18 protein-coding genes are annotated in these 24,019 nt (G+C 63.6%); 8 read left to right on the top strand and 10 right to left on the bottom strand.

All coding sequences use genetic code 11. The features are described from left to right. Positions 1 to 56: 56 nt before the first annotated feature. Positions 57 to 5,219 (bottom strand): VCBS domain-containing protein, encoded by a 5,163-nt coding sequence (locus NLM15_RS04430; RefSeq protein WP_254115658.1) that lies wholly within the window; start codon positions 5,217 to 5,219, stop codon positions 57 to 59. Positions 5,220 to 5,949: 730 nt separating this feature from the next. Here NLM15_RS04430 and NLM15_RS04425 point away from each other — a divergent pair. After that, on the top strand, positions 5,950 to 6,681 hold the full coding sequence (locus NLM15_RS04425; RefSeq protein WP_254115650.1) for a transglutaminase-like cysteine peptidase: 732 nt from the start codon (positions 5,950 to 5,952) through the stop codon (positions 6,679 to 6,681). 135 nt (positions 6,682 to 6,816) lie between these two features. Here NLM15_RS04425 and NLM15_RS04420 read toward each other — a convergent pair whose 3' ends face one another. Beyond that, the gene (locus NLM15_RS04420) at positions 6,817 to 7,281 is read right to left on the bottom strand and encodes a Cache 3/Cache 2 fusion domain-containing protein (RefSeq protein ID WP_256565600.1); all 465 of its coding nucleotides are present in this window, start codon (positions 7,279 to 7,281) and stop codon (positions 6,817 to 6,819) included. Positions 7,282 to 7,840: 559 nt separating this feature from the next. Between NLM15_RS04420 and NLM15_RS04415 the strand changes: the two genes are divergently transcribed. Then, complete coding sequence (locus tag NLM15_RS04415; protein ID WP_254115645.1) at positions 7,841 to 8,965, top strand: lysozyme inhibitor LprI family protein; 1,125 nt, start codon at positions 7,841 to 7,843, stop codon at positions 8,963 to 8,965. Between the two features lie 251 nt (positions 8,966 to 9,216). Here NLM15_RS04415 and NLM15_RS04410 read toward each other — a convergent pair whose 3' ends face one another. The 6 genes from NLM15_RS04410 to NLM15_RS04385 all read right to left on the bottom strand — a co-directional run bounded on the left by NLM15_RS04410 (position 9,217) and on the right by NLM15_RS04385 (position 15,986). Further along, on the bottom strand, positions 9,217 to 10,416 hold the full coding sequence (locus NLM15_RS04410) for an ABC transporter substrate-binding protein (protein WP_254115643.1): 1,200 nt from the start codon (positions 10,414 to 10,416) through the stop codon (positions 9,217 to 9,219). A 75-nt stretch (positions 10,417 to 10,491) separates the two neighbouring features. Further along, entirely contained in the window at positions 10,492 to 12,330 is a 1,839-nt protein-coding gene (locus NLM15_RS04405) for a long-chain fatty acid--CoA ligase (RefSeq protein WP_254115641.1), read from the bottom strand. Between the two features lie 76 nt (positions 12,331 to 12,406). Continuing rightward, a complete protein-coding gene (locus tag NLM15_RS04400; protein WP_254115639.1) occupies positions 12,407 to 13,195 on the bottom strand; it encodes an ABC transporter ATP-binding protein in 789 nt (262 codons plus the stop codon). Positions 13,196 to 13,198: 3 nt separating this feature from the next. After that, on the bottom strand, positions 13,199 to 13,957 hold the full coding sequence (locus NLM15_RS04395) for an ABC transporter ATP-binding protein (RefSeq protein WP_254115637.1): 759 nt from the start codon (positions 13,955 to 13,957) through the stop codon (positions 13,199 to 13,201). Then, positions 13,954 to 15,105, bottom strand: a complete 1,152-nt coding sequence (locus NLM15_RS04390; protein WP_254115635.1) for a branched-chain amino acid ABC transporter permease — start codon at positions 15,103 to 15,105, stop codon at positions 13,954 to 13,956. Before NLM15_RS04390 ends, NLM15_RS04395 begins: the two co-directional genes overlap by 4 nt. Positions 15,106 to 15,110: 5 nt before the next feature. Beyond that, positions 15,111 to 15,986, bottom strand: a complete 876-nt coding sequence (locus NLM15_RS04385) for a branched-chain amino acid ABC transporter permease (protein WP_254115633.1) — start codon at positions 15,984 to 15,986, stop codon at positions 15,111 to 15,113. 263 nt (positions 15,987 to 16,249) lie between these two features. Between NLM15_RS04385 and NLM15_RS04380 the strand changes: the two genes are divergently transcribed. The 5 genes from NLM15_RS04380 to NLM15_RS04360 all read left to right on the top strand — a co-directional run bounded on the left by NLM15_RS04380 (position 16,250) and on the right by NLM15_RS04360 (position 21,194). Next, positions 16,250 to 16,999 carry an ABC transporter ATP-binding protein gene (locus tag NLM15_RS04380; RefSeq protein WP_254115624.1) on the top strand — a complete coding sequence of 250 codons (750 nt, stop codon included), beginning with the start codon at positions 16,250 to 16,252 and terminating at the stop codon, positions 16,997 to 16,999. Then, positions 16,996 to 18,522 (top strand): permease, encoded by a 1,527-nt coding sequence (locus NLM15_RS04375; protein ID WP_254115616.1) that lies wholly within the window; start codon positions 16,996 to 16,998, stop codon positions 18,520 to 18,522. Before NLM15_RS04380 ends, NLM15_RS04375 begins: the two co-directional genes overlap by 4 nt. Before the next feature lie 104 nt (positions 18,523 to 18,626). After that, positions 18,627 to 19,442, top strand: coding sequence for an MBL fold metallo-hydrolase (locus NLM15_RS04370; RefSeq protein WP_254115614.1), 816 nt, complete (start codon positions 18,627 to 18,629; stop codon positions 19,440 to 19,442). A gap of 64 nt (positions 19,443 to 19,506) precedes the next feature. After that, entirely contained in the window at positions 19,507 to 20,028 is a 522-nt protein-coding gene (locus NLM15_RS04365) for a hypothetical protein (RefSeq protein ID WP_254115612.1), read from the top strand. A 113-nt stretch (positions 20,029 to 20,141) separates the two neighbouring features. Continuing rightward, entirely contained in the window at positions 20,142 to 21,194 is a 1,053-nt protein-coding gene (locus NLM15_RS04360; protein WP_254115610.1) for an amidohydrolase, read from the top strand. A 102-nt stretch (positions 21,195 to 21,296) separates the two neighbouring features. Here the strand turns inward: NLM15_RS04360 and NLM15_RS04355 are convergent, their stop codons facing one another. Further along, positions 21,297 to 21,752, bottom strand: a complete 456-nt coding sequence (locus tag NLM15_RS04355) for a cupin domain-containing protein (protein ID WP_254115608.1) — start codon at positions 21,750 to 21,752, stop codon at positions 21,297 to 21,299. A gap of 237 nt (positions 21,753 to 21,989) precedes the next feature. Here NLM15_RS04355 and NLM15_RS04350 point away from each other — a divergent pair, with 237 nt between their 5' ends. Beyond that, positions 21,990 to 22,541, top strand: a complete 552-nt coding sequence (locus tag NLM15_RS04350; protein WP_254115606.1) for a hypothetical protein — start codon at positions 21,990 to 21,992, stop codon at positions 22,539 to 22,541. 180 nt (positions 22,542 to 22,721) lie between these two features. On the opposite strand, the gene NLM15_RS04345 is transcribed toward NLM15_RS04350, so the two are convergent. Then, positions 22,722 to 23,978: an aminopeptidase gene (locus NLM15_RS04345; RefSeq protein WP_254115605.1), complete on the bottom strand. Its 1,257-nt coding sequence runs from the start codon at positions 23,976 to 23,978 to the stop codon at positions 22,722 to 22,724. Between the last annotated feature and the right edge of the window lie 41 nt (positions 23,979 to 24,019).

The raw sequence follows: 24,019 nt of genomic DNA, 5'->3' as shown, positions 1-24,019 counted from the left end.
GATAAGGATTTTTTGCCGCGGTCAAAGCGGAATGAGGCGCCGCTCGAAGGAGCAGCCTAGCTTACGTGAAGGATGAAGTCGCTGGCGTGGAGATTGCCGGCAACGGTGTTCTTCAGGAGGATCTTGTCGTTGGCGTCGAGAGTGAGCAGGGTATCGGTGCCCTGCTGCTCCGCCAGCGCGGACACCTGCGTCCACGACGTGATGCCGGTGAACTGCCGCAGGTCGATCTTGTCGAGGCCGGTCTCGAAATCGTTCACGGTGTGCTGGACCGCGGCCTGCGACGACGTCGGCGCGAATACGAACTGGTCCTTGGCGCCGCCACCGATCAGCGTGTCGCTCGATTCGGTCGCGAAAATGACGTCCTTGCCGGCGGCACCTTCCAGCGTGATGCCCTGGCTGGTGTCGCCCGCCTCCTTGAAGATGAAGTGGACAGTATCGGACTGGCCCGTGGTCGTGTCCGTCACCGTCAGCGTGATCTGGTCGGTCTCCGGCGGCGACAGGCCGGGATCGTAGGTGATGCCGTTCTCGAAGCCGAGATTGATCGCGCTGAGCAGGCCGGAGCTCGACGACAGATAGACGTTGCTGTCGGGTGCATGGGCGGTGGTCGCCGTGACGGTAAAATTATCCGTCGCAGCCCCGGAATCGGTGTCGGTGACCACCAGACCGGTGATGATCTCGTTGCTGTTCTCGCGGATGTGCTCGACCTGGAAGTGCTCGGTGTCGATGACCGGACCGCCGGCGGGCGCCGTCACTTCCGTGCCGATGGTGGTGAGCTTGTCCGAAACGGACGTCGCGCCGCCGGTGCCCGTGGCCGTGATGTCGATCGTCGCAGTCGACGAGGAATCCGAGATCGCGCCGGCATAGGTGTCGTCGAGAGCATGAACACCGAGCGCGTCCGGCGTCCCGGTGAAGCCGTCGGCTGGGACAAACCGGATCAGCGTATCCGGGCTCAGCACCAGCCCGTGCGTAACGCCAACCGAACCGATATCGACCCATTGATGCGTGCCGGCGAGCTCGTACTGCCAGACGCCCTGGGTGGCCGCAGCCGTGTCCGACGTCACGACAATCGCCTTCAGGCTCGAGCCGGCATCGACATCGGCGAACTTGCTCGCGAAGAGGCTGCCGATCGTCGCGCCGTCCGGATCATTGTCGTTGCCGACGACGGACGTCAGCGTCGCATCGGCGAGCGTCGGCGCGTCGTTCGTGCCGGTGATGGTGACCGTGACGTCCTGCGTGATCGACGCGTTGTGATTGTCGGTGAAGGTAACGGTGTAGACCTGGGTGATGGTCTGGCCCGCGGCCAGCGACTGCAGGAGCGGATCGCTGTTATCGAGCGTGAAATGCCAGCCCAGCGTCGCGCCGTTGCTGCTGTCCGTGGTCAGCTCCGTCACCGACGGATCGATCGTGAAGGTGCCGATATTCGTGGCGTCGTCGTCGAAGCCCGGCAGAGCGGAACTGACAGACGACGATTTGAACACCGCCTGCGCGGTGTGGGTGTCGATCAGGTCGAGGTCCTGGATCGCCAGCGTACCGCAGGTCGACAGCGACGAGCTCTCATCCTCGGTAACCGCGCCAGTCACCGCGGCGGCATCGCTGGTGATGGTCGGGGCGTCGTTGGCGCCGGTGATCGTGACGGTGACGTCCTGTGTCACCGACGCATGGTGATTGTCGGTGAAGGTGACGGTGTAGACCTGGGTGATGGTCTGTCCTTCGGCCAGCGACTGCAGCATCGCGTTGCTGTTGTCGAGCGTGAAGTGCCAGCCCAGCGTCGCGCCGTTGCTGCTGTCGGTGGTCAGCTCCGTGACCGACGGATCGATGGTGAAGGTGCCGATATTCGTGGCGTCGTCGTCGAAGCCCGGCAGAGCCGAGCTGACGGACGACGACTTGAACACCGCCTGCGCCGTATGGGTGTCGATCAGGTCGAGGTCCTGGATCGCCAGCGTGCCGTCGATCGACAGCGTCAGGCCCGTGTCTTCGGTGACCTTGCCCGTCGCCGCCGCAGCGCTGCTGATGACGGTCGGCGCGTCGTTCGTGCCGATGATGGTGACCGTGACGTCCTGCGTGACCGACGCGTTGTGATTGTCGGTGAAGGTAACGGTGTAGACCTGGGTGATGATCTGACCTTCGGCCAGCGACTGCAGCATCGCATTGCTGTTGTCGAGCGTGAAGTGCCAGCCCAGCGTTGCGCTGTTGCTGCTGTCGGTGGTCAGCTCCGTCACCGCCGGATCGATGGTGAAGGTGCCGAGATTCGTGATGTCGTCGTCGAAGCCCGGCAGAGCCGAGCTGACGGACGATGATTTGAACACCGCCTGCGCCGTATGGGTGTCGATCAGGTCGAGGTCTTGGATCGCCAGCGTGCCGTCGAGCGACAGCGTCAGGCCCGCGTCCTCGGTGACCTTGCCCGTCGCCGCTGCAGCATCGTTCGTAATCGTCGGCGCGTCGTTCACGCCCGTGATCGTGACCGTGACGTCCTGCGTGACCGACGCGTTGTGATTGTCGGTGAAGGTGACGGTGTAGACCTGGGTGATGGTCTGACCTTCGGCCAGCGACTGCAGCATCGCATTGCTGTTGTCGAGCGTGAAGTGCCAGCCCAGCGTCGCGCCGTTATTGGTGTCCGTGCTCAGCTCCGTCACCGCCGGATCGATGGTGAAGGTGCCGAGATTCGTGACGCCATCCGCAAAGCCGGGCAGATGCGCGCTCGACGACGACGACTTGAATACCGCCTGCGCCGTATGGGTGTCGATCAGGTCGAGATCCTGGATCGCCAGCGTGCCGTCGAGCGACAGCGTCAGGCCCGTGTCCTCGGTCACCTTGCCAGTCGCCGCCGCTGCGCTGCTGGCCATGGTCGGCGCGTCGTTTTTGCCGGTGATGACGACCGTCACGTCCTGGGTGACCGTTCCACCGTGATGATCGTCGATGGTGACGGTGTAGACCTGGGTGATGGTCTGGCCTTCGGCCAGCGACTGCAGCACCGGATCGTTGTCGGCGAGCGTGAAGGTCCAGCCGACCGACCCGATGGAGCTGACGCCGGGTTGCTCGCTGACCGCGGTGAGTGCGAACGTGCCGATCTTGCTGAGCGGCGCGGTCTCGGAGTAGCCAGGCAGGTTGGCGCTTGCATCCGACGACTTCAGAACGAAACTGGCGGTGTGCGTGTCCGTGAGGTCGGGATCGCGGAAGGTAATGGTGCCGTTCGCCGCAAGGGTTGCCGCCGCATCCTCGGCCACTGCGCCGGTCGCCGTGGTCAGGTCCGCGACGATCGTCGGAACGTCGTTGGTGCCTTCGACGTTGACGTCGGCACCATTGATGGACACCGTGACCGGCGTGCTGACGACGCCGCCGTGCCCGTCATCGACCTGCACCACGTAGTTGAGAACCAGCGTCTCGCCTTCGGCGAGGAAGTCGAAGAGGTGATCGGGGACGCTATAGGTCCAGGTGGCTGAACCGTTGTTGCTGTTTCCCGCGCCCTGCACCACGGTCAGCGGCACCTCGACGGCCTTGATCGCGGCGAGTTGCTCCGGCGTCAGCGATGCCGTGATATCGTGGCCCTGCGCATCGAGATATTTGAACGGCTGGGTGGACGAGAGCGCCGCGCTCACGACCGGCCGGTCTGTCAAATCGACGTCGCTGAAGGTGACGGTGCCGGTAATGGTGTCGAGGGCCGTGTTGCCGGTCCCGACCTTCTCGATGACGGTGCCGCCCGACGTCGCAAGCACCGGCTTGTCGTTGGTGCCCGTGATCGTGATCGTGATGGGGATGAGGGTGGTTTCGGGGCTGACTGCGAAATTGTTGTCGACGCGGACCATGTAGGTCAGCGTCAGCGTTTCGCCGGCCGCGAGGAAATCGAAGACGTGGTCGGGAATCGTGTAGGTCCAGACCGCCGAGCCGTTGTTGGTGTTGCCGCCGTCGGCGACGACGCTGATCTGGATCTGCGTCGCCGCGATGTCCTGCTTCTGGAGCGCGGTGAGCGATCCGGTGACGTCCTGCTGGCCGGCGCTCTTGTAGACGTAGTTCGGCGCCTCGGCGAGATTCACGCTCACCGTGGGCCGGTCGCCGAGATTTTGATCGACGAAGGTGATCCGGCCGGAGATCGTGTCGGAGTGCGTCGTGTCGCCGGTCGTGTCCGCGCGTTCGGTCAGCGCGAACGCCGTCTTCACATTGCCGCTGCTATCGAGGCTACGCGCATCGGGCTTACCGGGATAACGGTTGACGGTCGGCGTGGAATTGCCCGGCCCCTGCGGTCCCTGCGGATTGAGGTTCGTGAAGACCGCGGTCGCGATGTAGCCGGCCGGCGTCTTGATCACCAGGCCATCACTGGTCTGCGTGATCGTGTCGGTGAAGTTCGTGGTCAGCTTGGTGTTGGTGTTGTTGTCGGTGAACTTCAGCGTGAACACGTCCGTGATCAGCTTCTGAACGTCCGGCGACAGCAGCCCGTTGGTGATCGAGACGTTGCCGCCGCTGATCTGGATCATCTGGCCGGCCTGGTTGACCGTCGCGATCGGCAGCAGCGTGACCTTGTCGAACAGGATGTAGGAGCCCGTCGTGCCGTTCGGCTCGACCAGCACCTGGAAGCTCGCCTGCGGCTGCGGATCGCCGCCGCCGGCGGGAACGACGAAGTTGATCTGGGTCAGCACCGCCGTGCCGCGGATGCCCATGGTGGCGACCGGCGTGTCGATCTTCATGTCGCCGTGCTTGGCGGTCTCGCCGGCGACGAAGGTGATGGTGCCCGCGACCAGGCTGAGCAGCGAGGAGTTGCTCGACCCGTTGGGGTCGTAGACCATCTCGTTCAGCACCATCCGCGCATTGGAGGACAGGCCGAACACAGTGCCATCGATGAAGGTGATGCCCAGCGTCGAATCGGCGCCGGTCGAGACCACATCGCCCTTCTCGACGTTGTCGCCGTTGTTCAAGGTCACCGAAACGCCGTTGCGCACCGCAGTCGCGCTTCCGGAGAGCTTGGTGACGTGGCCGATGACCTGGGCAGCGGCGATGCCGGGCGCGGCCTGCGCGTATTGCACATGGCCCGTGAGCGCGTTGACGGTGTCGCCGGTGAGGTGCGCACCATCGGGCGAAGCGATCGCTGCGCGCTTGTCGCCCTTGAAATAATCGTGAACGACGAACTCGCGCCCCTCGTGGGACAGCACGAGGTCGAGACCTGTGCGCTTGAACTCGCCGTTGAAGATCAGGTTCGGATCGGGAACAACGACCGCGCCGTCAGGCACGTGCCCGTGCGCCTTGGCGGTAAAAGAATCGACATGGCTATAGACTGGCGAGCTGGAACTCTGGCCATTCCAAGAGATCGCGCCGTCAAATTTGCCAGCGTAATTCAACCGCGCGCGCACCGTAAAAAGAGTTAAAATCTAAGTAAGTATCGACCGCCTAAGCTTGCATAGCATTACCAAGTCCTTAGCGAAACCGTCTATTGCTTGTGTGATTTCGCGTCACTTGGCCGTAGGAGCCCCTACGAGGCAGCACTTCCTTAGAGAAAGGGAAGTAGTAATTGAAGAATTCTGAAGATTACCGGAGTTTAGTTGAACGCATCTCCCCTCGCCAAAAGTAATCTATCGTATAATTAGACGACAGATACTTTTGTCATCTTTGCTTCGTGGTGCCCCGCAGCATCCTGCGGTAAATACGGAGCGAAATCTGTGATCCAGCTAACAGAACCCGTGAAATCGCGGGTCGTTAGGCATAACGAGCAGATTCGGCCCTCCCACAACTTTCGCCTGTAATTGGTCCCGTCTCCCGGTACCGGGAGTCCTCCTAGCCCCGAATCGTAAAATTTTACGCAATTTGGGCAGGCTCGTTTCAGCCTGTCCCGCGGTTTTGGAACCCCGTCCGCGCGCATTAAGCCGAACAAAACGGCCCGTCTCGCACTATCTCCGCGAAAGCAACAAAGCCCGGCGCGCGAAGGTCGAAGGAGGACCTAGCGAAGCCGGAAGGGGATGTCAGATGGAGACCGCTGCTCGCTCGCGCGCCTGGCGTGCGATTCTTGTCCTGTGCGGATTGATCCTGCTCGGATCGGCCGCCGACCTTCGCGCCGGCACGCTCTTGTCGCCTGGTGCCGGCGTCCTCGTGCGCAAATCCGCCGAACCGTTCGGCGTGTTCGCCTTCGCCATCTCTTCCGGCCGCCTGCAACAGAAATGGTTCGCGCTGAAGCAGAAGCTCGACGACGACATGGTGCAGCTCGCGCTGTGCGATGGCGACCGGGACAATTGCGCGTCGCCGGCGGCGCTCAAGCTGCTCGCCATCGTCGACCAGGCCCGCAGCCGTGACGGCCGCGCGCGCCTCGGCGAAACCAACCGCGCCATCAATCTTGCCATCCGGGCTGCCGATGATGGCGCCGATGACATCTGGAGCTCGCCGCTCGCGACCTTCGCACGGGGCGCCGGCGATTGCGAAGACTATGCCATCGCCAAGCTGGCCGCGCTGCGGCTCGCCGGCGTTGCCAGTGAGGACCTCCGCATCGTCGTGGTGCGCGACGTCAGGGCCGGCGAAGAGCATGCGGTTGCCGCAGCAAAGCTCGACGGCCACTGGCTGATGCTCGACAACCGCCGCATGGCGATGGTCGAGGACGACGCCGCGCGGACCTACCAGCCGCTGTTCGTGCTCTACCAGTCCGCCGTGATGAAATATGTCGACGAACCAGTGCGGCTGTCGATGGCCGCCGCCGAGGCGCGTTGATCTAGGGCGTGTACTCATAAACCGACGCAGGCGGGTCAGCGCGACTGGCACCCCTGCTACGCAAAATAGTCCCCGCCCCGTCGAGTTCGTTCCGGCTCGGCGGTTTTGAGCAAGAAAACCCCGAGAAGGGGCTAGTTACTTCTTGTAGCCCACATAGTAGACGCCAATTTGAGCGCCCGAGCTATCCTTCATCGGCTCGTAGCCCGTTATGTACGGTATTCCCAGAATAGGTACTTCGCCATAATGCGCTTTGCCTGCTTTGATCGACTCGAGCGCCGGTCCTGCCAGTACGGTGCCCACCGCTCGACCGCTGCCGTCGGGCTTCGGTACACTCGTGGAGACGCGGATGTATTCGTCTCCACTTTTCGCGAACAGAGTGGCCGTCATCCCTTTGCCGTCTTCCTTTCCAATTGCGTCAACAATATCGAAATTGTTGTTGAGCTTGGTCGTACCGAAATACAGGGCAGGAGCTTCTTTGCCGCCGACCGCGTCATTGCCCTCGAGCTTTGGCGCTCCCAGTTTCGCTGTCATGGACTTGAGGGTCTCCATGGATTTTGTGACCCTCGGGTCTGCCTGAGCGTGCCCGACGCTAGGAGCCATCACAGACGCTGCCATGAAGCCAGCGGCTAGAATGCCGGCCAAAAGAGTCTTCCGATTCATTGTGACCTCCCGGTGCAAAGCGATGGGACGGCGCCCAATCGCTAACAGAAACTAAAAATCGTAATTTGAGATGTGTTTGCCTGCCGACGGCACGACGGCTGCCTGTGTCGCACCACCGGGAATTCGGCGTTTCCCGTCGGCAGCCGCAAACAAGATTATACCCGCTCGATGGTCACCAAAAAGAACTTTTGACGGCGCACTCTGGTTGCTGACCGATGAGGACGCTAGCTTTTCGAACCAAGGCAAAACTTCTGCATTCGAGGCATTTACGAGTACACGCCCTAGCTTGTAGCCCGGATGGAGCCAACGGGTCGGCGCAAAGCGCCGCCCGATGACAGGCTCCGCGAAATCCGGGGTCTTTATCGCCTGCTGCACGAATCCCGGATTGCACTTCGCTCCATCCGAGCTACGATTCCGCACAAACCATATCGCCCACAAAGCCGTTTCGCCGCGCGATCCGGGACGCTAGCATGGCGCCTTCCATGCGGGGGCGACTGGAATGCGGTTCATCGTGCTGTCTGTGCTTGCGCTGCTGGTCATGCCGGCGGCACCGGGCTTCGCGCAATCGGGCCCATCCGACCGCTCCATTGCCGACAGGCTGCCGCTGTTTGCCAGCAACAACTGCCAGCAAATCCGCGATCCCGGCAATCAATTGTTCTGCGGTGACGCCGAGCTGTCTGCCGCCGCCGAGAAGCTCGGCACGGCGATCGAGGCGCGGCTCGCCCGCCTGCCCGATCGCCTGCCTGGAATCGAGGAGAATGCGATCTGGATCCGGCAGCGCAACCTCGGCTGCGGCATCGTCGGCCAGACCGCCATCCGCACCGATGATTTCGACCGGGTGAAGGCGTGTCTTCTCAAAGTCACCGAAGAGCGCGCCGCCATCGTGCGCGATCCGGATTTCGACTGTCTCGCGGCCAACACCGCGGCGGGCGCGCTGATCTGTGCGGACCCGTCGCTGGCGCTCAGCGAAACCGAGCTCAACAGCCAGGTGCTCGGCCTGATCGGCAGGCTGGATCCGACCGCGGCACGGTTTGCCTTCGCCGAATACGGAAGGTGGACAAGAGAGCGCGATCGCAAATGCAATCTCGTCGGCAAGGAGAACGTGCCACTCGCCGAGCTTGGCTCCGCGGAAGAGTGTCTCGCCGATTATCTCAAGCATAGAACTGAGCAGATCGCTGCTGCCAAAGGCGATCCGAAGAAGGTGTTCGGCCGGCAGGTCGCGGCCCGCATCCCCGACACCGACGCCGTCGACTTCTGCGCCGCGCGGATTCACGCCGCCAATTCGTGCGGCAATTTCCTCCGTATCAACCGCGTCTACGCGCTCGACAGCGAGGTGACCGACCAGGAGGCGCAGGTCACGGGCGAGATCGAGATGGTGGTGCTGGCGCCCTTCACCACGTGCAGCAAGGTCGCCTCCACCTGCACCGGCACCTGCTGGGACCCCAGGACCGGCCGTCCGCAACCGGGGGCCGGCAACAGGGAGCGATCCGGCGAGGCCTTCAACGTCACGCGCCGGCTGAGGATCCAGCGGACCTTTGCGTTCGTGAAAGCCGCCGACGGCTGGCGTTGCCGGGAGGACGAATTGGCGCCGGTGAATTCGGGCACCGCGGGCGGGGGATCGTAGGAGCGCTTACCCAACTCTCTCTTTCTTCCTTCTCCCCTTGTGGGAGAAGGTGGCTTAGGCGGCCTTCGGCCGCCGTTCTTAGGAACGCCGAAGCAAGGCTTCGGCTATGGCGCCGGATGAGGGGTTCTCTCCACTCGCAACACTTCTCGTGAGGACAGAGACCCCTCACCCGGCTCGCCGCTCCGCAGCGATCCACCCTCTCCCACAAGCTGAGAGGGTGGACCTTTCGTGCCGCGAGGGCCGCCCTTCCATCAAAACATCAGATTGTCCTTCACCAGCACCCAGCGGCCGCCCTTGACCTGCTGCACCTGGGTGATGGTGTTGGCGAGGTGGTCGGTCTTGGAGAACTTCGTCGGGGGCGAGTTGAAGATGTCGAGGAATTTTTCGCCCGACTCGAGCGAGTCCAGCATCTTCTGTCCGGTCAGATCCTTGCCCGCCTTGTCGGCATAGAAGGCGAAGGTCATCATCGCGTTGTAGCCGATGATCGCCTGCGTGTTGGCGTCGGAGTTGAACATCTTCTTGTAGTTGACCAGCCAGTCCTTCACCTTGCCCTTGGCGCTGTCCTCGTAGGGGATCTCGAACAGGCTCGCCGCATAGAGGCCTTCGACGGCGTCCTTGCCCAACATCGGCACTTCCTGCACGTTGGTCGGCGAGGCGCCCAGGAAGGTGACGTCCCAACCGAGCTTTTTGGCCTCCGTCATCGCGCCGATGGTCTCGCGGAGGATGGTGCCGAGCACGACGAGATCGCAGCCGTCCGACTTCATCTTGGCGACCTGCGCGCTGAAGTCGGAGGCGCCGCGCTTGTAGCTGGTGATCGAGGCCGGCTGCACCTTCATGGCAGTGAGCTGCTGGTTGAAGCCGTCGAGCACATTCTTTCCGTACTCGTCGTCCTGATGCATGATGCAGGGCTTCTGGAATTTCTTCCACTCCATCATGTATTTCAGCGCCGCCCGCGTGCTCTCGACATAGGGCAGCAGATTATTGAACTTCAGCCGCTCCTGCGGCTTCGCCGGATCGAACTTGAAGGTGAACTCGGCCGCCGTCAGCGGGAAGAGCTGAAACACGCCGGCGTCGAACAGGATGTCCTGCGCGGCGAGCACGGTCGGCGACCCCATCGGTCCCACCATCGCGAAGATCTTGTCGCGCTCGATCAGTTTTTGCGACGCCAGCACGGCCTTCTTCGGATCGTAGCCGCTGTCCTCGACCACCAGCCGGATCTTGCGACCGTTGATCCCGCCGGCGGCGTTGACCTCCTCGGTCGCCATCTTCATGCCGTTTGCAACCGGCACGCCCCAGCCCTTGATCGGACCGGACAGATCCTGATGCGTGCCGATGACGATCTCGCTAGCCGAGATGCCGTCATTGGTGACCTTGGTTTGCGCAGCCGCCGGCAGACAGGTGAGCGCAACCGCGCCTACCGCAAGGCCGAACGCTCTCAACGATCTCGACATTGACCTCTCCTCTCCTTGGCCCGTATTGCGCGAAGGGCGGGGCCACGGCTCCTTCGCTTTCTCGAACGAAATTTTTCAGGCGACCGCACGCTGGCGATACATCGCCTCGATCTCGACGGCATAGCGCTTGTTCACGAAGCCGCGCTTCAGCTTCATGGTCGGCGTCAGCTCCTCATCCTCCGGGGTGAGCTGGCGTTCGATCAGGTAAAATCTCTTGATGGTCTCGACGCGGGCGAAATTGCCGTTGACCGCCTCGATCTCGCGCCAGATCAGGTCCTGGATCTCCGTCGCGCGACACAGGCTCGCATAATTGGTGAAGGGGATGTCGTGGTCCTGGGCGAATTTCTCGACATTCTCCTGGTCGATCATCACGAGGCAGGTCAGATACGGCCGCTTGTCGCCGATCACCACGGCATCCGAGATGTAGGGTGAGAATTTGAGCTGGTTCTCGATCTCGGACGGCGTGACGTTCTTTCCGCCGGAGGTGATGATGATGTCCTTCATCCGGTCGGTGATGCGGACGAAACCTTCGTTGTCGATGGTGCCGACATCGCCGGTGTGCAGCCAGCCGCGATGGTCGATGGTCTCGGCCGTCTTCTCCGGCTGATTCAGATAGCCCATGAACAGGAAGTCGCCCTTGATCAGGATCTCGCCGTCGGGCGACAGCGCGACTTCGCCCCAGGACACGGCTGTGCCGACCGAGCCGAGCTTGATGCGCTCCGCCGGCATCATGGTCGCCACCCCGCAATTCTCGGTCTGGCCGTAGACCTCGTGCATGTCGATGCCGAGCGCGAGATACCAGCGGATCAGCTCCGGCGCGATGGGCGCGGCGCCCGTGAACGCGATGCGGCAGCGGTCGAGCCCGATCATGCGGCGGATGTTGCGGAACGCAAGCCGGTAGGCGATCTTGTTCGCGATGCGCAGCGAGAGTGGCGGCGCCTTGCCCTCGATCCGGCAATCGACCATGCGATAGCCGACCGCGATGGCGCGGCGATAGACCCATTGCTGGAGCGGTGTCGCGTCCTTGAGCGCGATGGTGATCGCGGAATAGAATTTTTCCCAGATCCGCGGCACCGCGAGGAAGATGGTCGGCTGCACCTCGCGCAGATTGTCAGGGACCGTCTCGGGGCTCTCGGCAAAGTTCATCACCGAGCCCAGCGCGACGGAGATGTAGTAGCCGCCGATGCGCTCGGCGACGTGACAGAGCGGCAGGAAGATCAGCCGGTCCTCGTCTTCCCGCGCCGGGATGAAGTCATTGGCGTGCTGCATCTGATGCGTCACGCTGCGGTTGGCGTGCATCGCGCCCTTGGGCGGACCGGTGGTGCCAGAGGTATAGACGAGAATGGCGAGGTCGCCGGCGCTGCGGCTGTCGATCATCTCCTGCCACAGCGCCTCGCGGCCAACCATGTGGTTGCGGCCGAGCGCGCGAAATTCGTCGAGCGACATCACCATGTCGTCGGAAAAGCCGCTGAGGCCTTCCATATCGAACACGACGATTTTTTGCAGAGAGGGACAGCGCGCGCGGCAAGTGAGCACCTTGTCGAGCTGCTCCTCGTCCTCGGCGAAGATCACCCTGGTCCGGGAATCGTTGACCAGATATTCGACCTGGGACGATGCATCGGTCGGATAGATGCCCGAGGAGACGCCGCCGGCGCACAGGATGCCCATGTCGGCATGGACCCATTCCGGGACGGCGTTGGCGATGATGGAGGCGACGTCGCCGGGCATGAAGCCGGAGGCACGGAGCGCGTATGCGACCTCCTTCGAAATCGCCAGCCATTCGCGCCAGCTGGTCGGCTGCCAGATGCCGAATTTCTTCTCGCGGATAGCCGGCCTGTCGCCCCGCGTCTCGGCGGCGCGCAAGAAGCTCTTCGCGATCGTATCAGCGACCGTCAGCACCGCCGGCCGGACCATGCGCCTCTCCTCCTTGTCGCCTTCCCCTCCATTGCCTGCCTTGCCGGCGGTCTTTGTTGGCGGAGGGATCACCTATCTAACGCCACGTCTTCTTCTTTTTCCAGCGCCGCTCGCCTCGTGCGCCCGCTTCCTTGGCGCCAAGGTAGAATTCCTGGATGTCCTGGGAATGCATCAAGCGGTCGCAGGTGTCGTTCATCACGATCCGGCCGATCTCCAGCACATAGCCGTAATGTGCCGTCTCCAGCGCCACCTTGGCGTTCTGCTCGACCAGCAGGATCGACATGCCCTGTTCTTCGTTGACGCGGCGGATGATCGTGAAGATCTCCTTCACCAGCAGCGGCGACAGGCCGAGCGAGGGCTCGTCGAGCAGCAGCAGCGTCGGCCGGTTCATCAGCGCACGCCCGATCGCGAGCATCTGCTGCTCCCCGCCGGAAAGCTGGCCGGCCGGCTGGTTGATGCGTTCCTTCAGCCGCGGGAAATAGCCGTAGACGCGCTCCAGATCCTCCACAACGCCATCACGGTCCTTACGTGGATAAGCCCCCATCATCAGGTTCTCGCGCACCGAGAGGAACGGGAACACCTCGCGCCCCTCCGGCACATGGCTGAGGCCCAGCCGCACGATGCGGTCCGCCTCCATGCGCTGGATCGACCTGCCCATGAATTCGATTGCGCCCTTCTGCGGATCCAGAATGCCCGAGATCGTCTTCAGCACCGTGGTCTTGCCGGCACCGTTGGCGCCGAGCAGGGTGACGATGCGGCCGCGCGGCACCTCCAGCGAGATGCCGCGGATCGCCATGATCGGCCCGTAGTAGCTCTCGATGTTGGAGAGCTTCAAGATGATCTCGGGCGTGACGGCGGCGTCCATGCGTCAGGCTCCCAGATACGCGGCGACGACATCGGGATGCTGCTGCACTTCAGCAGGCGAGCCCATGGCGAGCACCCGGCCATAGTTCAGCGCGATGACGCGATCAGAGACGCGGTTGACCAGCGACATGTCGTGCTCGACCATCAGCACGGTGACGCCGAGCTCGTTCTTCAGGTCGCGGATCCAGAACGACATGTCGCCGGTCTCCTCGACGTTCAGGCCGGAGGACGGCTCGTCGAGCAGGATCAGTTTTGGCTCCGAGCACAGCGCGCGCGCCAGCTCGATCACCTTGCGCACGCCGTAGGGCAGGCCGGAGATCAGCTTGTCGCGATAGGGTTCGAGATCGAGGAATTCGATCACCTGCTCGACCCGGCGGCGATGCATTTTCTCGTTGGCGCGCACGCTCGGCAGGAACAGCAGCTCCTGCCAGAGCTGCGTGGTCGAATGGCGGTGGCGCCCGACCAGAAGGTTCGACAGCACGGTGGCGTTCTCGAACAGCTCGATGTTCTGGAAGGTGCGGGCGATGCCGAGCCTGGCGATGTCGTAGGGCGGCTGCTCGGTGATATCCTGGTCCTCGAAGAAGATGCGGCCCGAGGTCGGCCGGTAGATCCGCGAGATCAAGTTGAAGATCGAGCTCTTGCCGGCGCCGTTCGGCCCGATGATCGAGAGGATCTCACCCTTCTCGACCGCGAACGACACGGCGTCGACGGCCTTCAGGCCTCCGAAATGCAGCGACAGGTTCTCGGCGCGGAAATAGCTCATCGGTTGCGCTCCGACTTCACGTAGATCTTCTGACGCTTGAAGGTGGCGCGCTTGTAGAGCGGGAACAGCTGGAAGAAGAGCTTGATCTTGAGCCAGCGGCCGTAGAGCCCGAGCGGCTCGAACAGCACGAACAGCACGATGATGATGCCGTAGATCGCGCCCTTCAGCCCGTTGAGCGAGGCGAAGGCCGCGACCTTGGACTGGACGTTGGCGGCCGTCGCAGGGCCCGCTCCAAAGGTGGCGGCAATGCCGGCGATGATGCCGGGCATGTCGTCCTTCAGATAGGTCAGGAACGGGTCGATCATCACGATGAAGATCGCGCCCAGCACCGCGCCGTGCAGGCTGAAGGTACCGCCGATCAGGATCACGATGATGAACTCGATCGAGAGCTGGAGCGTGAACATCTCCGGCGAGATGAAGGAGAGCTTGTGGGCGAACAGGACGCCGGCAAAGCCGGTGATCGCCGCCGAGATCGCAAAGGACTTCACCTTGTACAGCGCGACATTGACGCCCATGCTGCGCGCCGCGGTCTCGCTGTCGCGGATCGCGACGAAGGCGCGCCCCGTCGGCGAGCGCAACAGATTGAGCGTCCCGACGATGGTCAGAACCAGCACGGCGAGGCAGAGGAAATAGAAGGTCGGACTGTCGCGCGGCACGGGGACGCCGAGCAGCGACAGCGTCTTGACCCGCATGCCCTCGTTGCCATTGGTGACGCTCTCCCAGCGCGCCAGGATCTCCTCGACGATCAAGGCAAAGGAGATGGTGGCGATGACGAGGTAGATGCCCTGGAGCCGCAGCGCCGGAAAGCCGACCATCGCGCCGATCAGGCCGGTCAGGGCGCCTGCCGCGAGGAAGTAGACCGGGAACGGCACATTGTATTTCTGGAGGTACGCCGCCGTGTAAGCGCCAATCGCGAGGAACGCGGCATGCCCGAGCGAGGCTTGCCCGGTAAAGCCGGTCAGGATCAGAAGGGCGACGCCAACGGTCGCGTAGATGCAGACGAAGACGAGCTGGCTCATCAGATAGCTGGAGAGCACGTAGGGCGCGATCAGCAGCAGCGCGAGCAGGATGCCGTAGGAGACGACATAGCCCGAATGCGGAAACAGCTTGATGTCGTCGTCGTAGCTGGTCTTGAACAGGAACCGCATGGCGTTCAGACCTTCTTGCGAACGTGGAGGCCGAACAGGCCTTCAGGCTTCAAGAGCAGAACGGCAAGCAGCACGACATAGGGCGCGACGTCCTTCCAGCCCTCCGCCAGATAGAAGCCGGCCATGCTCTCGATCACGCCGATCAGGACGCCGCCGACGACCGCGCCGGGGATCGACCCGAAGCCGCCGAGGACCGCGGCGGGAAACGCCTTCAGGCCGAGCACGAGGCCGACATTGGAATGGATGAAGGTGATCGGCGCCAGCAGCACGCCGGCGCAGGTCGCGACCGCCGCGCTGATCGCCCAGACCACCGACACCACGCGCTTGACCGGGATGCCCATGTAATAGGCCGCCAGCATGTTCTCGGAGCTGGCGCGCATCGCGGTGCCGAGCGTGGTCTTGTTGAAGAACAGCCAGAGCAGCGTGCACAGGATCATCGTTGCCGCGATCACCGAGAGCTTGTCGTAGGCGAGCACCAGCGAGCCGACGCGCAGCACGCCCTGGCTGAACGGTGTCTCGATCTTCAAATCGTCGGTGCCCCAGATCATGCCGGCGACCGAGCGCAGGAAATAACCGAGGCCGATGGTGGCCATGATGATGGAGAACTGCGGATAGCCGAGGATCGGCCGCACCACCACGCGTTCCGCCAGCATGCCGAACAACGCCATGGCGGCCACCGCACCGGCAAAGCCGATCCAGTAGTTCAGTCCCAACATGCCGATGAAGGTGAAGGCGAAGAAGCCGCCCAGCATCATCAAATCGCCCTGGGCGAAATTGACGACTTCGGTGGCCTTGTAGACGAGCACGAAGCCGAGCGCGATCAGGCCGTAGACGCAGCCGAGCGCAACACCGCTGACCAGCTGCTGAACGAAATCCAGCATCGCCGCGCATCCTCCCGATGCAACGAGCGGTTCTTCGTGACCGCCTTGCCGCATCTTGTGTCCAGTCGCTACGCAGTCGTTTCGCCGCGTTAGCGTCATTTGTCCCGGTGCCAATTCAGCCTGAACCGTCCAACGCTGTCAACAAACGGTGACTTGCCTTTAGTCGAAGCCGGCTGGCGGAATTTGTGGGCCGTAGATTCACGGTGCCGAAACATCTTGGGCTCATGGTCGCGAGCGATGCAAAACCGGATGGTGTGGCCGTCATGAAGCGGGACAAGTCGGCACTGGAAGTCCTGGGGTTAACGAAGCGTTTTGACCGTCTGGCGGTCGACAGCCTCGATCTCACCATCCATGCCGGCGAATTCTATGCGCTGGTCGGCCCCAACGGCGCCGGCAAGACCACCACTTTGCGCATGGTTGCGGGCCTGCTCAGGCCCGATGCCGGCGCGGTCTCGATCTTCGGCATCGACGCGCTCCAGAATCCGGTGGCCGCCAAGCAGGTGATGGCGTGGGTCTCCGACGAGCCGATGATCTACGACAAGCTCACCCCGCTCGAATATCTCGAATTCGTCGCCGGGCTCTGGGGCATCGCGCCATCCGTCTCGGAACCGGTCGCCGAGGAGCTGCTGAGCTCGCTCGGGCTCGAGCCGCACCGGCACGAACGCTGCGAGGGCTTTTCCAAAGGCATGCGCCAGAAGGTGGCACTGGCCGGCGCGCTGGTGCACGATCCCCGCCTCATCATCCTCGACGAACCCCTGACGGGCCTCGATGCCGTTTCCGCCCGCCACGTGAAGGGTCTCCTCAGCCAGCGCGTTCAGGCCGGCTGCACCATCATCATGACCACGCATATTCTCGAGGTTGCCGAACGCATGGCCGATCGCATCGGCGTGATCGCCTCGGGCCGTCTGGTGGCCGAGGGCACGCTGACCGAGCTGCGCCAGCAGAACGGCCATGCCGACACCAGCCTGGAAGATCTCTTCATCGCGCTGGTGACCCTTCCGGAAGCCGCATGAGCTCGGCGACCGCCCTGTCCTGGTTTGCCCGTCACGAGCTCCGGCTCGCCCGGCGCGAATGGTTCGCCATGATGACCGGCGGCCGGCGCAAGCGGGCGCGCGCGGCCGTCATTGGCCTGCTCTTCTTCGCCGCACTGCTGCATGTGCCCGCCTGGGCGGTGATCGGCCGCTTCGCCGATCTGCAACTGCCACTCGACAAATCCTCGCTGATCGTGATCTCGGCAACGATCTTCCTCGCCTGGACCTTGATGCTGTCGCAGGCGATCGAATCCGTGACGCGGGTGTTTTACGCCCGTGCCGACCTCGACCTCATCATGTCTTCGCCCGCGACGCTGGCCAATCTGTTCTCGGTGCGCATCGCCGCGATCGCGCTCACCGTCACGGTGATGGCGCTCTTGTTCTCGACGCCTTTCATCGACGTGCTGGTGTTCGGCGGCGGCGCGCGATGGCTTGCGGCGTTCGGCGTCGTCATCGCCATGGGTGTCTCTGCCGCGGCGATCGCGATCGCCGTCACCATCCTGCTGTTCCGCCTGATCGGCCCGGCGCGCACACGCCTCATAGCCCAGATCCTCGCCGCGATCATCGGCGCCGGCTTCGTGATCGCGCTCCAGGTCGCCGCGATCATGTCCTACGGCACGCTGTCGCGCTTCACCATCCTGACCTCGGAGAGCCTCGCCGCCTACGCGCCTGATGTCGACAGCATCTGGTGGTGGCCGGCGCGCGCGACCATGGGCGACAGTGAAGCGCTGCTGCTGCTCCTGGCGCTCGGGCTCGTGCTGCTCGGAAGTGTGATGGCGATCTTCTCGCGCCGCTTCGCCGATACCGCGATCGATGCCGCCGCTTACGGCGCCTCCGGCCGCAGGCGCGCGAAGGAACGCCCGTTCCGCGGCGGATCGCGGCAACAGGCGCTGCGGCGCAAGGAATTCATGCTGCTGTGGCGCGATCCCTGGCTGATCTCGCAGACCCTGATGCAGCTGCTCTATCTGGTGCCGCCGGCGCTGCTGCTCTGGCGTAACTTTGCCGACAGCTCCGCGGCGCTGACGCTGATCACACCTGTCATCGTGATGGCGGCGGGACAGCTCGCCGGCGGGCTCGCCTGGCTGACGATCTCGGGCGAGGACGCGCCTGATCTGGTCGCGACCGCCCCGCTGACACCGTCCAGCGTCATCCGCGCCAAGATCGAGGTGGTGCTGATCGCCATCGCCGTCATCTTCTGCCCGTTGATTGCAGCGCTCGGCTTTGCCTCGCCGTTCCAGGCCGCGGTCAGCGCCGGAGCCGTTATCATCAGCGCGGCGTCCGCGACCGCGATCCAGCTCTGGTTCCGCGTGCAGGCAAGGCGCAGCCAATTTCGCCGCCGCCAGACCTCGTCGCGACTTGCGACCTTCGCGGAAGCCTTCTCCTCGATCGGCTGGGCCGCCAGCGCGGCGCTGCTGCTGGCCCTGCCGATCGCCGGCCTCATCAGCGGCCTGATCACAGCCGGCCTCGTCGCCATCACCTGGAAGTTCAGCCCAAGGCGCCAATAGGGGCGGGAGTGAGGGTGCGACACTGACGCGCTGTTGATCGCGGCCCATTGGCCACGCGCTGCATTGCACGCTAGACTTCGCCTGAAGTCATCGGGGACGGATTCATGCGGCGACTGGTTTCAGCGGCTCTGGCGCTGTTCGGCGCATTCCTCTCTCCTGCGCTCGCTCAGCAGCCGCCCCAGCGCAGCGAATGCCTGGCGATGGCGAACGCCGCCCCCCGCGCGATACCGGCCGCCTTCCGGCAGGCGGCAGCGGCGGCCGAAGTCCAGATCACCTATGGCGGCCACTCCACCTATTTCATCGACACGCCCGGGGGCTTACGCATCGCCACCGACTATAGCGGCGCCTACCAGGTCGGCCGGCTGCCTGACGTCGTCACCATGAACCGCGCCCACAGCACGCACTACACGCTCTTCCCCGACCAGCGGATTCCCCATGTGCTGCATGGCTGGGGCGAGGACGGCAAACCGGCCATCGTGTCGGAGCGCATCGGCGACACATTCATCCGCAACGTCACGACCGATATCCGTCGCTATTTCGGCGACGATGCCGGTGCCGACATGATCCGCGACGGCAATTCGATCTTCATCTTCGAGGTCGCCGGCCTCTGCATCGGCCATCTCGGCCATCTCCATCACAAGCTCGACGACAGCCACTTCGCGCAGATCGGACGGCTGGACATCGTGATGGTGCCGATCGACGGCACCTACACCATGTCGCTCAACGGCGTCTCCGAGATCACCAAGCGGCTGCGCGCCTCGGTGGTGCTGCCGATGCACCGCTTCGCCACCCCGCTCGACGAATTCATGCACCTGATCGGTCAGCAGTTCGAGATCGACCGGCGCAGCGAGCGCTTCCTGCGCATGTCGCGGGATATGCTGCCGGCGAAACCGACCGTGATCATCCTCGACGGCGTCTGAGGCGCAACTTTCTCCAAGCCGGCGCACAGCCAACCGTGCTGATCTCCCGTAACAGGAGATCGACATGACCGACTTCGCAAGATTGTTGCACGCGGACGGACCGAACCCCGAGCACGCAGCAGCGCTCCAGCTTTACGGCCGCTTTGTCGGCGACTGGGATGCCGAGATCACCGCTCACGGCCCTGATGGAACCAGGCACACCGCGCCCGGCGAGATCCATTTCGGATGGGTGCTGGAGGGCCGCGCCGTGCAGGACGTTTGGATCATTCCCCAACCAGCAGGCACCCCCGCCTTTCCAATCGCCGGCAATTGGTACGGCACGACGCTGCGGGTCTACGACCCCTCCATTTCCGCGTGGCGGATTTCCTGGTTCGATCCTGCGCGCTGCGTGTTCCGCCAGCAGATCGGCCGCCCGCGCGGCGGGGACATCGTTCAGGAAGGCACGACCGATGCGGGCGACCTGACGCGCTGGAGTTTTACAGAAATCGCAGCCGATTCCTTCCATTGGCTTGGTGAGGTCAAGCCTGCCACCGCGATCGACTGGCGCCTTGTGGTCGATGTGCGGGCGAAGCGGCGCAAGGGCTGACGATGGCGCCGCTGTGCTCGCGGTGACAGGTGCGGTTGCGCAACACGCGCTGCTGCGTGGAGAGATGAGGTGCTAGGCTCCCACCACAAAAAATATAACGGGAGCGAATGCCGATGGCTGCAAGCAGTCTGCCCGCCAACACGAGCGGGCTATTCGTCGAGCCGCGCGAGGACTGGCTCGCGCAACATCAGGAGGACATCATCGATCCGGCCCGGCCGATCGTCGATCCCCACCATCATCTCTGGAATCGCGGACATCGCTATCTGATCGAGGAGATGGCCGCCGACATCGCCTCCGGCCACAACATCATCGCCACCGTCTATGTCGACTGCCGCTCGATGTATCGCGCGCACGGGCCCGAGGCGTTCCGGCCCGTCGGCGAAGTCGAGTTCGCCAACGGCGTTGCCGCCATGAGCGCAAGCGGCGGCTACGGCAAGGCTGCGATCTGCGCCGGCATCGTCAGCCACGTCAATCTGCTGCTGGGCGATGCCGCCAAGCCGGTGCTGGAGGCTGAGATCGCGGCGGGCAACGGCCGCTTCCGCGGCATCAGGCATTCCTCGGCCTGGGACGAAGACCCCGCCGTCGCCGGCATGTATGCCAACAGGCCCAAGGCGTTGTTGCAGGACCCGACCTTCCGCAAAGGCTTTGCCTGCCTCGCGCCGCTGAATCTGAGCTTCGATGCCTGGCTGTTTCACCCGCAGATCGGCGAGCTGACCGAGCTCGCGCGCGCCTTTCCCGACACCAAAATCGTACTCGACCATTGCGGCGGTCCGGCCGGCGTCGGCCGCTTTGCCGGGCGGCGCGAAGAGGTGTTCCCGCAGTGGCGCGCGTCGATCCAGGAGATCGCAAAGTGCGAGAACGTCGTGGTGAAACTTGGCGGCCTCGCAATGTGCCTGCTCGGCTACGATTTCCACCTGCGGCCCAAGCCCCCGTCATCCGAAGAGCTTGCCGCGGCCTGGCGGCCCTATGTCGAGACCTGCATCGAAGCGTTCGGGCCGAAGCGCGCGATGTTCGAGAGCAATTTCCCGCCGGACAAGGGCCAGTGCAGCTACCAGGTGATCTTCAACGCCTTCAAGCGTATCGCGGCGCCCTTGAGCGAGGCCGAAAAGACGGCGCTGTTCTCGCAGACCGCGACCGATGTCTACCGGCTCGATTTGCCGTCATGACAAGATTTGCGTCATGACGAGAAGAGGGGCCGGGATGTTGGTCCCGGCCCCTCTTCCGTCGTGGCCGCTGGGAAGCGTCCCTGAAACGTTATTGTTCGAGCTCTAGCCGGCTCCCAACAGCGAGGCGGGACGGCGCTCGCCGGCGGAGACGAACATCCGCTTGAGCCTGTTGACGACGCGGATCAGGAAACCGATCATCACCGGATTGGTCTTGCGGCAGAAGGCGATCTTCTTGACGTGACCTTCGACATGCCATTTGGCATGCGCGCCATCGCGGAAGAAAATGACGTCGCCCGGGCCGTAGCGCTTCGGCGGCATGCCGTCGCTTTCGAGCACGATCGATCCTTCCATGATCATGATCGTCTCGTCGATATCGTAGTACCAGTTGAAGCGACCCTCGGTGCAGGCCCAGATGATGGTCGAGGCCGTGCCGTCGTCGCTGGTGGACAGGATGTGCGAACGCGACACCGGATTGCCCTCGATGATCCAGGACGGCTCGATCGGCCGCAGCTCGAGATCCACGTTGCAGCTACCGATTTCAATCAATGCGCGCGACATCTGCTTCCCCAGGGAATAAAATATGTATGGCCGGGTCTCGGCCCGGATTGTTTCGAAAGATGTTGGGACGCTAGTAGCCGGTTTTTAATTCTTTCTTACGCAGGCCCCGAGAATCAGCCGCAAGTTGCAGGTGCGAAGAGGTTAACGCCGAATTTCCCTGCAAATTCGCGCAGATGAACCCTTCGTTTCCGGGGTGCGACAAAGTGCGCGAAAGTGACCATCGAAGGAGCCCATACGATGCCCCTCACCCCGGAGGTTCTGACCGCCCAAGGCGAGGTCGTTGCCAGGCTCGGCAGCCTCGACGTCTCCTTCGCGGCCGACGAGGAGCGCTGGTTCACCATTGATGGCGTCGATAGTCCCCGGCAGATCGGTAGCGACGGCTCCGGCGCCTTCGTGCTGCTGCCGTCGCGGAATGTGCTCTATGTCTCATCGGAAGGACGGGCCGGAATTATCGCGGAAAGTTTCGAGGCGTTCGTCCAGCTCGTCGTCGCCCGCCCCTACTGGCTCGACATCCTCAAATTCTCCGCCGGCGGAGATCTCGCGGAGATGCGGCGCGCGGCGGATGCGCTGGAGGCGACACTCGAGGACGAGGGCGACGTCAACGAGGCGCGCGAGGAAATTCGCGGGAGCCTCGACCTGCCCGAGGCTGACGATCCCGTCGGTGCGCTTTACGAGGCGGTCGCTGCCTCCGACGCCATCGTGCGGGCCACCGACGGCAGCCCGTTCACGACGCTCTTCAACCGCTTCAGCATCGACAACAACCGGATGCTGCGCAATGCGGCGGCGTGAGGGGCGTCAACGGGACGTGCTCGGCCTGCATGGTTCTCGCGGCGATGCAAAGCATCGTCCGCGGACGCGCGCCATAACGGCGCTCCTCGCCATGAGGGTCTAAGATGTCACAACGAAACAAGACCTCATCCTGAGGAGCCCGCCGGCGGCGGGCGTCTCGAAGGACGGCCGCAGGACGCGTTACTTCGCCCACTCGCCCTTGCGGAACACCGGGACCTTGCTGCCGTCGGCGAGGATACCGTCGATGTCGGTCTCGGCCGAGCCGATCATCCAGTCGATGTGGATCAGGCTCTGGTTGCCGCCTTGCGCGGCAATCTGCTGCGGCGTCAGCTGGGCGCCGTTGACGAAGCATTTCGAATAGCACTGGCCGAGCGCGATGTGCGAGGCAGCGTTCTCGTCGAACAGCGTGTTGTAGAACAACAGCCCGCTCTGCGAGATCGGCGAGGAATGCGGCACCAACGCCACCTCGCCGAGCCGCCGCGCGCCCTCGTCGGTATCGAGCACCTTGTTCAGCACCTCCGCACCGCGCGAGGCTTTTGCGTCGACGATCCTGCCGTCCTCGAAGCGCACCGCGATGTTGTCGATCAGCGTGCCCTGATAGGACAGCGGCTTCGAGCTCACGACATGGCCGTAGACGCGCCGGCAATGCGGCGTGGTGAAAACCTCTTCGGTCGGGATGTTGGCATTGCAGCTGATGCCGTTCTTGGACAGCGAGGCGCCGCCCTCCCACTCGTGCCCGTCGGCAAGCCCGATGGTGAGGTCGATGCCGGGACCTGAATATTGCAGCGCGCGGAAACGCTGGCCGTTGAGCCAGTTGGTGCGCTCGCGCAGCACCGCGTTGTGGCTCGCCCAATTGCCCATCGCGTCCTCGCGGTCGACGCGGGATGCCGCAAAGATCGCATCCGCGAGCTTGCCGATCGCAACGTCCTCGGGATCGTCAGGGAATACCTGCTTGGCCCAGGATGGACTCGGATAGGCGATGATGTTCCAGTTGGTGTCGAAATTGACGATTTTTTCCAGCGCCGGCTGATAGGCCATCGAATTCGCCTTGCTGGCGCGCGCCACCTTGGAAGGATCTTCGCCCGACAGCAGCATCGGATTGTCGCCGACGATGGCGAGTCGCGCGGTGTTGTCGGAGAATGCCTTGGCCATGCCTTCGTAGAGCCAGTTGGCGGCGCGATCGAAGCTGTTGTCGTGGCCGTGGCGGTAGCGCGCCAGCGTCATCTCCTCGTCGGAGAGTATCGGCGTCACGATGCCGGCACCGGCCTTGTAGGCATGCACGGCGATCCGCCGCACCAGCGGCAGCGCGATCGCAGGCGCCGTCAAGAGCAGATCCTGCCCCGGCCGCAAGCCCAGGCCCACCTTCACCGCCACCTCGGCCAGCCGGTCGAGTTTCGCGGGATCGATGGGAGCGGCGGAATTGCGGTGATCAGTCATGCGGGGTCCTCTGCCGAAGGTCTCTCGTTCAATCTAAGTCT

Origin of the sequence: Bradyrhizobium sp. CCGB20 (assembly GCF_024199855.1) — a bacterium.
Classification (GTDB): Bacteria; Pseudomonadota; Alphaproteobacteria; order Rhizobiales; family Xanthobacteraceae; genus Bradyrhizobium.
Note: the sequence above shows the minus strand (reverse complement) of the source record. Positions and strands in the feature narration are given on the sequence as shown.